This is a genomic window from Flavobacterium sp. U410, from assembly GCF_053570605.1.
In genome coordinates this window covers 97,263-111,100 of record NZ_JBSEFI010000002.1, presented here as the reverse complement: position 1 = coordinate 111,100, position 13,838 = coordinate 97,263, and the positions used below count along the sequence as shown (strand labels likewise).

7 protein-coding genes are annotated in these 13,838 nt (G+C 36.1%); 5 read left to right on the top strand and 2 right to left on the bottom strand.

What is annotated here, in order from left to right; all coding sequences use genetic code 11:
• Positions 1 to 6 precede the first annotated feature (6 nt).
• The 5 genes from ACUSJC_RS02085 to ACUSJC_RS02065 all read left to right on the top strand — a co-directional run bounded on the left by ACUSJC_RS02085 (position 7) and on the right by ACUSJC_RS02065 (position 7,711).
• Complete coding sequence (locus tag ACUSJC_RS02085) at positions 7 to 1,107, top strand: SusE domain-containing protein (protein WP_449267896.1); 1,101 nt, start codon at positions 7 to 9, stop codon at positions 1,105 to 1,107.
• A gap of 49 nt (positions 1,108 to 1,156) precedes the next feature.
• On the top strand, positions 1,157 to 4,003 hold the full coding sequence (locus tag ACUSJC_RS02080; RefSeq protein ID WP_449267895.1) for an alpha-amylase family glycosyl hydrolase: 2,847 nt from the start codon (positions 1,157 to 1,159) through the stop codon (positions 4,001 to 4,003).
• 87 nt (positions 4,004 to 4,090) lie between these two features.
• Positions 4,091 to 5,755, top strand: a complete 1,665-nt coding sequence (locus ACUSJC_RS02075) for a hypothetical protein (protein ID WP_449267894.1) — start codon at positions 4,091 to 4,093, stop codon at positions 5,753 to 5,755.
• Between the two features lie 163 nt (positions 5,756 to 5,918).
• Complete coding sequence (gene rlmB / locus ACUSJC_RS02070) at positions 5,919 to 6,653, top strand: 23S rRNA (guanosine(2251)-2'-O)-methyltransferase RlmB (protein ID WP_449267893.1); 735 nt, start codon at positions 5,919 to 5,921, stop codon at positions 6,651 to 6,653.
• Between the two features lie 5 nt (positions 6,654 to 6,658).
• The gene (locus ACUSJC_RS02065) at positions 6,659 to 7,711 is read left to right on the top strand and encodes a hypothetical protein (RefSeq protein ID WP_449267892.1); all 1,053 of its coding nucleotides are present in this window, start codon (positions 6,659 to 6,661) and stop codon (positions 7,709 to 7,711) included.
• 7 nt (positions 7,712 to 7,718) lie between these two features.
• On the opposite strand, the gene ACUSJC_RS02060 is transcribed toward ACUSJC_RS02065, so the two are convergent.
• Entirely contained in the window at positions 7,719 to 10,865 is a 3,147-nt protein-coding gene (locus ACUSJC_RS02060) for a T9SS type B sorting domain-containing protein (RefSeq protein WP_449267891.1), read from the bottom strand.
• 18 nt (positions 10,866 to 10,883) lie between these two features.
• Positions 10,884 to 13,802 carry a T9SS type B sorting domain-containing protein gene (locus ACUSJC_RS02055; protein ID WP_449267890.1) on the bottom strand — a complete coding sequence of 973 codons (2,919 nt, stop codon included), beginning with the start codon at positions 13,800 to 13,802 and terminating at the stop codon, positions 10,884 to 10,886.
• Between the last annotated feature and the right edge of the window lie 36 nt (positions 13,803 to 13,838).

Below are 13,838 nucleotides of genomic sequence, written 5' to 3'. Positions count from 1 at the left end.
TCTATTATGAAAAAAATATTCAAAATATCAGCTTTATTACTAACAATTTTCATGGGAATTTCTTGTGAAAATGACGATCAAACAATCATTGCACCAAGCGGTGGACCAGAATTATTATCTCCGGCAGATGGTAATAGCTATGTTTTATTACAAGAGAATGCAAGTAATGAAATCACGACTTTAGTTTGGAATCATGCCGACTATGGTGTTCAAACTGAAGTTAATTATGAAATTGAAACTGCTATTGCTGATACTGATTTCGCAACTATTATCTCTGGCGGAACTACAAATAACAGGTATTATACTTGGACAGCAGAACAGCTGAATACTATTATGTTAGATCTTGGGGGAATTCCATATGTTGCTACTAATATTAATGTAAGAATTAAATCATCTTTAGGAACAAATGGTGACGTGGTTGCTTATTCAAATGTTATCACATTAACTGTTACTCCATATCCAACTGATTTACCAAAAATTGCTGTTCCTGGTAACCACCAAGGCTGGAATCCTGCAACTGCACCACTTTTAGCGGCATCTGATTTTGGAAAGACTGACTTTGTTGGCTATGCTTGGTTAGATGGCGAATTTAAATTTCTAGCGCAAAGTGCTGATGGAACATTTAGCTTCCCTCCTACTGGCGGACCAGATTATGGAGATGACGGAACTTTTTCTGGAGTTTTAATTGATGGTGCAGGAGAAACAAACTGTAATGCTACTACCGCAGGATATTACTATATTCAAGCGAATACTGGAGAAATTACTACTGAGAATCCTAATGGATTAACCTATTCTATAACTTCTGTAAGTTGGGGGATAATAGGTTTTGCAACAGCTGGTAACGATTCCGGTTGGAATCAAGACATTGATTTTACTTATAACCCTACTACAAAAAAACTAGAAATCGCTAATATCTATCTTTATCCTGGAGAATTTAAATTCAGAGGAAATAATGAATGGGGACAATTTGATTTAGGAACTCTAGATGAAGACGAACATCTTCAGAATGGAGGAAACCTAACATTTAGTGGAGCTGCTGGAAACTATAAAGTTGAACTTGACTTAAGTAATCCAAGACAATACACATACACGCTAACAGCATTATAAAACCACAAAGGGCTAGCCAAAAGTTAGCCCTTTTTAAACTTTAAGAAGAATGAAAAAAATATTTACATACCTTCTTTTTTGTATTACTGCCTTTTCCTTTGCTCAACTTTCCTGGCAAGGAGGAGTTACCCCAGATCAAAACCAATCTGCTGTTTTATTGTTTGATAAAGCAGGAACTGGATTAGCTTCTTATTCAGGAACCATTTATGCTCATACTGGTGTTACCTTAAACGGTTCGGCATGGCAAAATGTAATCGGAACTTGGGGAGATAATGTTGCTCAGCCATCTTTAACCTTAGTATCGGGTTCTGTATACAAATTAGATTTAACACCAACCATAGAAAGTTTTTACAATGTTAGTTCGGGAACTATTTCAAAAATCAATATTGTTTTAAGAAGCGCAAATGGTTCTCAACAAACTGCTGATTTAGAAATCAACGTAGGTTCTTTTCAATCTACATTACTTTCACCATCAGAAAATAGTACTACTATTCTTAACTCAGGTGGCAATTTAGCTATTAGTGCTTCAAACACTAATGGAAATGCAAATTATAACTTATTAGCAAATGGTGTTAGTATTCACACATTCACCGGAAGCTCTTATAGTTATACTGATACCAATATCACTGCCAATAAAAATTATGAATTGCAAATTAGTTTAGGCGGAATTACACAATCTAAATACTTCTCGGCTATTATTAATCCCGGAATTATTTCAGAAGCACTTCCAGCTAACGCTGTAATCGGTATTAATTATAACAATAGTGATGCTACCAAAGCTACTTTCGTTTTGAATGCTCCCGGAAAAGATTTTATTTACGTTGCCGGAAGCTTTAACAATTGGAAACCTTCTTCGGTACATGCCATGAAGAAAGATCCGTCATCCGATAAGTTTTGGTTAGAATTAACAGGGTTAACTCCGGGACAAGTGTATACCTATCAATATTGGGTATTTGACACCACACCTACAACCAACTCGCAAGTTTTAGTAAAAACTGCCGATCCTTGTTCCACTTTAGTATTGTCGCCTTATGACGATCCTTATATTTCGGCAAGTTCTTTTGCAGATTTAAACACTACTTATGCTTATCCAACCGGACAAGAAAGAGAAGTAACTGTTTTACAAACAGGACAAACACCATACAATTGGCAAGTAACTAATTTCACGAAACCTTCAAAAGACAACTTAGTGGTTTATGAAGTTTTAGTTCGTGATTTTGATGCCGATAGAAACTATCAAGATCTGATTGACAAAATTAGCTACTTTAATAATCTAGGAATCAATGCTATCGAAATAATGCCTGTAATGGAATTTGAAGGCAATGAAAGTTGGGGTTATAACACTTCATTCCACATGGCGTTAGACAAATTTTATGGTTCTGCTGACAAACTTAAAGAACTGGTAGATTTATGTCACCAAAACGGAATTGCCGTTATCCTTGATATTGCTTTCAATCATGCTTTTGGAAGAAATCCAATGGTTCGCATGTGGATGAATGATCCAGATGGTGATGGTTGGGGTAGCCCAAATACGGACAATCCTTATTTCAATACGGTAGCAAAGCACAGCTACAATGTGGGTGAAGATTTTAATCATGCTTCACTACATACTAAAGAATATGTAAAAAGAACTGTTGGCTATTGGATTGAAGAATTTCATATCGATGGTTTCCGTTGGGATTTAACCAAAGGTTTTACCCAAAATTGTACTGCCGGTGATGATAGTTGCACCAATGCTTACCAACAAGATCGTATTGACATTCTAAAAGATTATGTTGATTATACTTGGAGTATAGATCCTGACCATTATGCTATTTTTGAACACTTAGGATCAGATTACGAAGAGCAACAATGGGCTAATTATCGTTTAGACGAAGGAAAAGGAATTATGATGTGGGGTGAAATGTTCTATAACTACAGTCAGTTAGCTATGGGATATGCCACTAATGCAGAAATTACAAGAATGGGACATGTGAGTCGTGGTTTTAATGGAAAACGCTTAATGGGATATCCTGAAAGTCATGATAAAGACCGTCTACTATATGAAGCGGTGACTTATGGAAATCCTAACGGAGCCAATCCTGTTTACAACAACTTGAATAATGCATTGAATCGTATGGCTTCTTTAGGAGCGGTTAGTTTATTGGTTCCGGGTCCAAAAATGATTTGGCATTTTCAAGAATTAGGTATGGACGATTCTATTTATACTTGTACTGATGGTTCAGTAAATACAGAATCTGATGGTATTTCAGGAGATTGTAAATTGTCAACTAAACCGCAACCGCAATGGGCTGAAAATTGGTTAAACGATCCTATTCGCAGCACTATTTACAACCAATATTCTAAGCTTATTGAGCTAAAAACTACCGAACCTGTTTTCAATGGCGACTATGCCATAAGTCCGGATGCTAATAACGTTAAACCTCGTATTTATATTTACGACAACAGTTTGCCATCAACGAGTTTAAAAAATGTAGTTGTTTTAGCCAACTTCTCTGTAGCCAATCTTAACGTGACTCCCGATTTTCCTTATACAGGTACTTGGTACAACTTAATGGATAACACCCCTATTACTGTAACTAGTACTTCCGCTCAAATTTCAATTCCTTCCGGACAATTTAGAGTGTATGGAAATCAACCGGCTACTTTAGCCAATTCGTCTTTTGACTTAGCAAATGAGTTCACACTTTACCCAAATCCGGTAAACGACACATTTTCTATTTCTTCCGATGCTGACAGTATTGTAATTTTTTCTATTACCGGTCAACGTATTTTAGAACAAAAAAATATATTAGCTAATGCTGCAATTAATATTAGCGATTTAAAATCAGGAATTTACTTGGTTCAAATCACTAAAGAAAATAAATCCATTTCAACAAAACTGATTAAAAACTAAATTTGGGTTGGTTTTATAAGTTTTTGAAGCACCTTCGGGTGCTTCTTTTTTTATACGAAATACATAACATTTTCGTTTCTTTACAATATGAAAAGGAAACTGCTGTTTTTACTGTTCTTTTGTATCCAAATGGCTTGGACCCAAAATTTCTATCTGGAAATCAAAGGTCAAAACGAAACGGAAACTAAAATTATTGACAGCATTGGTTACCCTAAAAAATTTCAAAAGGTAAATGAAATCATTTCTTTTCAATCGGAATTTGAAAACCAACTGAATTCTATTGGCTACTTTCAAAAAGAACTACTGGATCAAAAAAAAGTAAACGATTCTTCCTTTCTTTTTACTTATCGATTAGGTGTTGCTGTTAATCGCATTCAAATTCATTTGACAAAACTTTCGGAACAAGAAAAAGAACTGATTCAGGAAAAAAATGACACGATAAGTTTAGCTACAGCTGCGGTTGAAAATTGGATGAACAGCAAACTCACGCTGTTGGAAAAAAACGGATATGCACTAGCCAAACTCCAACTTCAAAACATTACATCTGTCAATAATCAACTTATAGCAACTTTATTTCTTAAAAGCGGCAACAAACGAACTTTTAACGAATTGGTCATCGTTGGTTACGATAAATTCCCGAAAAACATTAAACACAATTGGAACAAGAAACTCAAAAAAAGAGATTTCAATCAGGAACTTGTCGAAGAAATTTATTCGGACTTTTCAGAATTCCCTTTTGTGAGTCAAACTAAATATCCCGAAATTCTACTCACCAAAGACAGCACAAAAGTGTATGCTTACGTCGAAAAAAGTCGCCCCAATAAATTTGATGGTTTTATCGGCTTTGCCAACGATGCCGAAAAGAGCAAAATCGTTTTTAACGGATATCTGGATTTGTCTTTACAAAATATTTTCAATTCGGGTGAAAAGTTCAATTTGTATTGGCGTAACGACGGCAATCAACAAACATCCTTTAATTTAGGAACTGAAATTCCGTATGTTTTTAAAACTGCTTTCGGTTTAAAAGGCAATTTGAAAATTTTTAAGCAAGACAGTACATTTCAGAACACCAATCTTGATCTAAACGTTGGTTATTATTTTACCTATAACAAAAAAGCCTTTTTGGGTTACCAAAGTACCAACTCAGTAGACATTCAAAATTTGAATTCGGCTTCTTTACAAAATTTCAACAGCAAGTTTTACACCCTAAGTTTTGAATATCTAAAACGCGATAAAAACTCCTTTTTATTTCCCGAGAAAACCAATTTTTCTATCAAAACCGGAATGGGTTCTCGCACGCTAACTGCTCAAAAAACAAATCAGTTAATGGGGCAATTGGAAGCCAGTCACAATTTGTATATCAACGAAAAAAACATTCTCTATCTCAAAAACCAAACCTTTTATTTAGACAGCAACGATTATGTCGTCAACGAACTTTTTCGGTTTGGTGGCATCAATTCCATTCGGGGTTTCAGAGAAAATACACTTCAAGCCAGTTTATTTTCGGGCATTTTTACTGAATACCGATATGTCTTAGCTCCCAATTTATACGTCAATTCTATTATTGACTATGGTTATTTACAAGATAAAACCGCGAACATTACCGAAAACTTATTGGGACTTGGCTTCGGTTTCGGACTTGCTTCTCAAAACGGTCTTTTCAGTTTAATTTATGCTAACGGTTCCACTCAAGAGCAAAACATTAAATTGTCCAATTCCATTGTTCACATTAGTTTTAAAACCAATTTTTAGCAGCGCAACTCAGCGTTTATTGGTCATCCATTTTCCCGCTGTTCGCTGTACAAGGTGTCGCTTCCATCGGGGCTAGTCAGTAAATTTCAGGCATTTTTGGAAGCTTATAAAAAAACTTCCGACTTCTAGTTCCTAACATCTTACTTTAAATTATCTTTGCACTATGGAAAAAGTACAACAAATATTTGGTATTCGTGCAATTATAGAAGCCATTCAATCGGGAACCGTAATTGATAAAGTATTCATTCAAAAAGACAGTCAAGGCGAATTAATGCGCGAACTGCTTAAAGTAATGAAACAACACAATGTTAACTTTTCACAAGTTCCGGTTGAAAAACTAAACCGATTAGGCGACCGTAATCATCAAGGCGCTGTGGCAACCATTTCGCCCATAGCTTTTCATGATTTAGACGAATTAATCACTTCGCTTTTAGAAGAAGGCAAAACGCCTTTGTTTGTTGTTTTAGACGGCATTTCTGATGCGCGTAATTTTGGTGCCATCATCCGTACTGCCGAGTGTACAGGTGTCAACGGAATTATTGTTTCTAAACAAGGGAGTGCTCCTGTAAATGGCGATACCGTAAAAACTAGTGCCGGTGCCGTTTTTAACGTTCCTATTTGTAAAGTAGATCACATTAAAGATGCTGTTTTTCAATTGCAAGCCAGTGGCATAAAAACCGTTGCTGCCACCGAAAAAACGAGTCATAATATCTACAATATTAATTTTACAGAACCTGTAGCTATTGTTATGGGAAGTGAGGATAAAGGAGTAAATCCTTCCGTGTTAAAAGTAATTGACGAAAAAGCAAAACTACCTATGTTTGGAACAATTTCTTCCTTGAATGTATCGGTGGCTTGCGGTGCTTTTCTATACGAAGCTGTTCGCCAAAGATTATAATTTTTATGAAACCCGACGACGTAAAAATACATTTTCGCAAGCCCAATTATGATGTTTCGCCTGAACTTTTTAAGTATTTAGAAAAGTACGGACGAATTACACAAACAAGGGTTTTGTATGATGATTTACTGCGTTTTTCGGGTTATATCAGTTTAGAAGATGAGCAAGGCAATGATACATTGTGGCTTCGTGTGTATTATCCGGAATTTGAGCGCGCCGAAATTGAAGCGAGTTTAAACAAGATTTATACTTTACTCCATTCCGATGGAGACGAACAAACATTACCGTTCTTAACTGTCGATTCGATTGACTATTGCACCTTTGGTAACTCCAAACCTTTTCGCATTAAGGTTCGAAATATTCTAAACGACAACTTCACCAATTTTTACATTAAGAAAGCCGATGCTTCTCGCATTTACGGATTAGAATTAGAGGAAATTCTTTCTCCTAACCGTATTAACTTTTTGGTTCACAAAGACACGTTAATTGAAGAGCACATCATTGGTGTACCGGGAGATGTTTTCATTCAAAAAATGTTACCAAAATGTACCGAATTGGAAAAAGCTCAAATTGCTAAAGAATTTGTCAAGTTTAACGAACGTTGCTTTTTAGGCTTATTAGGTGATATGCGGTCGTATAATTATGTGGTTATTCCCATTCATGATTTTGACCATGTGGTGTATCGCATTCGTCCTATTGATTTTGATCAACAATCCTATGAAGGCAATTTAAAGATTTACTTTCCGCAGTTCTTTAAAGAAAACTTTCAAATGGTTAAACTGGTTATGGATAAGCTAAAACCTAATTCCGTAGAACAGTATCGAAAAGAAGTTCGTTCGGCAACGGTAAAACGCATTTTGGGTTCAGAGACCAGATTAGATGAACTTTTAGTGATTATGCGTAAAGAAGATATTGCCCCGAAAGAGAATGTTGAGACTTTGAAATATGCGTTACAAAAATACACCCATGATATCCATTTTAAGCAATGCGACACCATGGGTGATATTGTTTCAGCAGGAATAGACTTGCTGCTTAAGAATTATAAAAATTACTTCTAAAATCCTTTTAACGTTTCATACTAAAATGACTTCTGAATTCTTTAGATTCATTGGTTACCGGATCTCTGTATATAAGCTTAAACCAATAATCTGTTGATGGTAATTGATGTCCATTATACATTCCGTCCCAACCTTGTCCGGTTGTACTAATCTCTTTCAATAGTTTACCATATCGATCAAATATGTATATTCTTGAATCAGGCTGATTTTCTAAACCTATTACCTGCCAATAATCATTGTAACCATCACCATTTGGTGTAAAAAATCTTGGATAGTTTAAAACAATAACTTGAGTGGTTAACACATCTCCGCAGCCATCTGCACTTTGCACGTAGATGGTATGCTCTCCACTTGGAACATTCGTAAAATAACCATCATATTGAGGCAAACCTTCTTCATCCATCCAATATATAAAATTACCATCACCTCCTGTTGTCTGTACAGTAACCACGGCTTGGTTTGAAAACTGTCCTCCAACAACTGAAGCCGATAATGAACTTGGTCCCATGGAAGTACATTCCACATCTATATCAGTACATCTAGGGCAACTAAGATCAGGATCAGGAACATCTGAACTACTCGCCGTTACAACATTAGTCAAATCTCCTATAAATTGAACAGGAATATCTACAGTTACCTCATAAGTAACGGTATCTCCTACCAATAGAGTTGCAATAGTATCGTTTAAATCTCCTGTACCGGATTGTCCATTTCCTGTCCAACTCATATCAGTTATTCCTACAGGAATTAAATCAGAAACCACCACATTTGTAGCATCACTCGGTCCGTTATTCGTTACTGTAATTGTATAGACAGTTGTTGTTCCTGCATAATACATCGTTTGTCCGTTAGTCTTCACAATTTCTAAATCAGCTTCATATACAACATCGACTATAGTTGCATCATCTGTTGCAACTGTGCTAGGATCATCTGACAACACAGTAAGTGTACCTCCTTGAGGGTTAGTAAAAGTTACAGACGCTTGGTTAATTACCTGCCCAGCCTGAACATCTGCTAAAGTAATTGTATGCGTTGCCGTTACTGTAACACTTGCTCCTGCCCCTATACTAGAAATAGTAGCCGGGCTTATACTGCCTGCATCAGCATTAGTATCCGTAATTTGAAAATTTGTTATTGCAACTGATCCGTTATTAGTCACTACCAATTCGTATTGAATAACATCACCGATGTTGTGATACGCTGAAAATTCAGATTCTTTGGTAAAACTTATATCCGGAGCCGGATAGGTTGCAGATGCTTGGGAAGTATTATTTGTAGTATCTACATCATGATTAGTCCCTGAAATAGTAGCAATATTGTTATGATTTCCTGTTGGATTTATAGTAACTGTAACAGTCAATGTTTCCGAATCTCCATGAGCTAAATTGCCTATAGTCCAAATACCTGTAGTATTATCATAAGTTCCAGCTCCATTGGTAGCTGTATACGAAACAAATGTATATCCTGAAGGCAGTACATCTGTTACAATAACATTTGTATCATCGTTCAGACCAATATTAGAGGCAATTATTTCAAAAACAGCCTGATTTCCAGTTGTTGATAATACTGTTTTTTGAACTGCTAAATCTGAACAAGGGTTTATTTCCACATAAGTGGGAGCAGATGTCAATGTTTGACCGCAAGTTCTGGTTCCGTTTACCGAATAGTTTCCTGTTTCCGTTACTGTATAAGTATCAGAGGTTACTCCTGCAATCAGTACACCATTTAAATACCATTGATAAGGATCTAAACCGGGAGTAGTTGTTAAAGTTGATGAACATGGAGTTGATGAAACTTCTGTTGGTGTTTCCGGACTATCGTTGAAAGCTGAAAAGAATCCAGACATTGAAAACCCTATTCCTTGCTGTACAATACTTGTTGTAAGCCTTGCCGCTGATTGAATTTGAATTGTGGTAGGATTTCCAATGTTAGTATTATTAAATCGTAACATATAAAAACCTGTAGTTCCCACTGCAATTCTTGAATTTCCTGTTAAAGTTTCAATATTTTGTCCGTTTAGCAAAACTGGTTCCGTTTGACTTTCAATCAATATATACCCGAAATAAGGCAAATCTGTACCCGAATAATCAATGAACTTTCGGGTTATAATATTTGTACTTCCCGCACAACCACCAATAGGCATTACTGTTGAAATATCTGTTTCACAATTTACTGCCGTTCCGGAATAGACGATAATAGGGTTATTTGAAACAATAAAAGAACTGGAATACTGGTTACTACCATCACCATGATGAAACGTTTGATAGCTTCCTGCATTAGTTAAATTATATGTTAATGGTGTACTTGTTTGAAAACCTAACGAATTATAATTAATAACTTGTACAGAAGTCCCTGGTTGGGTTGCAACTATTGTTGTCTGTTCCGGATCATTTGTCCCATTTCCTGAACTACCACTACCTCTAACCACTATATATTGAGAACCTAAAACACTAACCGGTGCTACTTGATCTACTGTCCCATCTTCTCCATTTCCACTACAAGTTTGAGGAGTATCACCATAACTTCCTACATTAACTACAACAGACTTATCTGCTGTTAATAAAGCTCCCATAGCTGCAGTAAACAATCTGCTTTCACCTCCATTTAGGGTTGTTAGAACAGTTCCGTTCAATGAAACTTCTGTATTATCTTCAATAGCCATAACGGAATAAATGGGACTTCCGGTTGCTAATCCGGTATAACTGCTTCTATAATACCCTAATCTAAATTCTAATCCTCTTCCTTCATTCCCAAAACTTACTAAAGAAGCGTTACCTTTAATAGTTGACGCATCAGCACCAGTAGTATCTGACGCAATATTTCTCATATTTACTAAAACTGCTCCCGTTGCTTCAACAATTAAGCCTCTATCTGTATAAGTAACGCCTGTATTATTTCTAGCTAAGGAAGAAGGTACCCCTGTAAACCTATACGATACAGGGGAGCTTGCCGTCACACTCAGTGTTGTTATAAAGGTTCCGTCACTTTTTTTTAAGTTTACACTAATTGTTCCCGTTTCTCTTGTAGATATAACAACTTCATTGGCATTGCTCCAATATTGCCATGGTGAAGGTGCAATGTAATGTGTTGTTGCATACTGAGCATTGCTCCAATATGAAATCACAAAAAAAACGAAGAAAAGTATTTTTTTCATTTATTGATTCATCAAAAATTAATATTCTTTGTTTACATAAACCCAACCTGTGTAATCTTTTCCTTCACGTGTTTTTATGTAATAATAATAAGTTGCATCTGGTAAATCGTTTCCATTATTTGTTTGCCCTTTCCATTCTTTTGTATACTCTCCACTAAACTCATAAACGGCTCTACCATATCTATTGTAAATTGAAAGTTTTTCTACATTCATACCTGTTAAATCAAACTCATCATTCAATCCGTCTCCATTAGGAGAAATTCCTCTAGGAATTGTACAAAAAGCAGAAGTTACTGTAAATTCAGATTGAGATTCACATCCATTGTCATTTACACCTAAGTGAAATGTGACCCCATCCTCTGGAATAGAAACACTAGGATTTTGAGCCAGATAGTTTGTTACATTAAAACTATTTTCTTCTGACAGTATAAAAGAATTGCTTTCTACAGTCCATTCATACATTACTTCATCTGAGAATTCTCCTTCGACTGTTAACCAATAATTAACGCCTTCACATTCTCCTTTTATTGTAAACTCTACCGGATTATTTACTGTAACGTTTAAAGGTACTCTTGGTCCTTCACAAGTAGATGCTCCAGATGATTGACTTACATAATAGGTCGTTGTACCTGATACGGAGGTATCGGGAGTAGGGGCTTCTGTTAAAGGAGTACCATCTTCAGCTACCGTATACCAGTTTAATGTGTATCCGCTTAATGCTGTTGCATCAAGAGGTAATGCTACTTGCCCTAAACAATACGTTATATCTTCAACATCTGGTGCAGGTACCGTATTACCTGAAAAAACGATCTCTAATGTAGTTGAACAATAAAGGTTAGCCCAATCATATCTATAAGTTCCCGGTTCTGTGAACCCTGTAATTATCGGAGTGTTTGAAGTTGGATTATCAATAACCGTTGGAGAAGGATTGTCTGAATGTGCCGTCCAAGTTCCTACTCCGGCTGCTTCAATTAAACTTGCCGAATTGTCATCACAACCTAAAATCAAAGGATTGTCTGTTAAAATACCGTTATTTGCTGTAAATGATATTGCGTCTAACAAGTTCCCTACAGTAATTCCTCCTGCAGCACTTATTGCCTGAAAAATAAATCGGGTTTGTGGTTGTCCACTAGGGATTGTATAAGTATCATTATAATAAACCCAGTCACTATTACCTGTTGTTGCTGTAAAAATTAAAGTATAGGGACCTTCCGGGGGACCAACATACAAGCCACAAGTATCTGTTCCCAATCTCCCTCTATGTGCAAAACTAAAACTAAATGTAGTTGAAACCGGTGTATCAAAATCTTGATACACTCCTGCAGCTTCATTTGCATTCAATTCAATAAATTGATTTCCAGAATAGGCATCTACTCCTTGAAAACCACTGCTCCACATTTCAATCACACCATCTGATGCCGTTGTTCTCCAGCCTTGGATTTGATTATGATTATACCAAGCACCTGAATTGAGAGAAAAAGCCGGACTTTCAAAATCACTATTGATAGTCTCTATCAAACAGTCTAAGCTATTACCAGAAGTGATTGTTGGTGTACTCACACAAATATCTAATGTTAAATTGTGATTTGTATCTGTAGAGTTAATAGATGCTTGTACATAATATGTTTCTCCAACTGTTAAGCCTGTAGCCGTAATATAATTTACCGAACTACAGAAAATTTGTGATAACGAATTACAGTCATTACCTTCATAAACAGTCATCACTATTGGTAAACTAGGTCCACTAAAGTTAGAAAGTGAAATGGCTTGAACTTCACTTTCAGCCACAAACGAAAACCATATATCTCCGGCATTTGTTGCACCACAAGAACTTCCTTCCGGAGATACCGTCGAACCTAGAAAAACTCCTGAAGCCACTTGTATACAATCTTCTCCAGAGTTAACAGGTATATTTGTCGGTGTAGAACAACTATCATTAGCTGGTGGAGCATAATAATTGTAAGGGCCTGACCAGATACTATAATCACTACCTGCAGTACAGACTGCTCTTACATAAATATCATAGCCTACATTAGGTTGAAAGAAATTGGCAAAATACGTCATACTGTTTACCAACACTCCAGACACTCCACTTCCGGGAGCCGGTGAACCTTCTGCTTGAATTATAATTTCCCATTGTGTTTCAGTTCCTAATGAACTCCAGATAAAATCTGCTGACGTTGAAGTTCCATTGATTGCACTGATATTAATAGGAGGTAAACAAGTGGTTGTATTTGCAGATACAGCTAGAATATTCGCTACTCCTCCTGATGTTTTTGTGAATTGAATGGTTTGAACTGATTTTCCATAATTAGTAACCTCAAAATCAATATCTAACCTATAAAGTCTAGGGTTATTTGAAGGGTTTTCAACTGTACCTGAGTTTCTATTGATACGTCTCATATTCCATAAAGCTACAGGAAGCGCGGTTGAATTATACCAATCCGGGATGGAAAGACCTGAAAATGTTTGAGTAGTATTATCTGTAAAAGTAATCACTCCTGAAACTGTAGATGCCCCGTCTCCTGATGTAACAAGTGCAGAAACGCCTATAGCTACTAATGAATTTGATACTGCTAAAGTACCAGTATCGTTTTGATTTGCTAAACGCAATGAATTATTTGAGGATAATGAATTCAACTGAAAAGTTAAATTTGCATCATCCATACTTGTTATCAAACCGCTTGCGGGAATAGCATTAGAATATGTAGTTCCTCCAGTTGTAGCCTGATAATCTGTAGAAAGAAGAGCATAATTTGATCCATCTATCCCTGAAGAGCTGGAATTAAGAGGTGAACCTACTCCATTAGCTATAACGTCTTGATTGAAACCAGACGTAATTTGTAAAGGCTGATATTGTTGAGCTATCAATTCAGAATCTACTCCAAATAATAACACAAAAACTAAAAAGCGAAATAGTATTTTTTCTTTCATCATGATATTTTAAATTTTACATTCAGTAAACTTAACATG

Bases quoted from the DNA above. Each gene is read 5' to 3' on its own strand.
- ACUSJC_RS02075 (WP_449267894.1), top strand. From the start codon at position 4,091: ATGAAAAGGAAACTGCTGTTTTTACTGTTCTTTTGTATCCAAATGGCT.
- ACUSJC_RS02055 (WP_449267890.1), bottom strand. From the start codon at position 13,802: ATGATGAAAGAAAAAATACTATTTCGCTTTTTAGTTTTTGTGTTATTA.
- rlmB (WP_449267893.1), top strand. From the start codon at position 5,919: ATGGAAAAAGTACAACAAATATTTGGTATTCGTGCAATTATAGAAGCC.
- ACUSJC_RS02085 (WP_449267896.1), top strand. From the start codon at position 7: ATGAAAAAAATATTCAAAATATCAGCTTTATTACTAACAATTTTCATG.
- ACUSJC_RS02065 (WP_449267892.1), top strand. From the start codon at position 6,659: ATGAAACCCGACGACGTAAAAATACATTTTCGCAAGCCCAATTATGAT.
- ACUSJC_RS02060 (WP_449267891.1), bottom strand. From the start codon at position 10,865: ATGAAAAAAATACTTTTCTTCGTTTTTTTTGTGATTTCATATTGGAGC.
- ACUSJC_RS02080 (WP_449267895.1), top strand. From the start codon at position 1,157: ATGAAAAAAATATTTACATACCTTCTTTTTTGTATTACTGCCTTTTCC.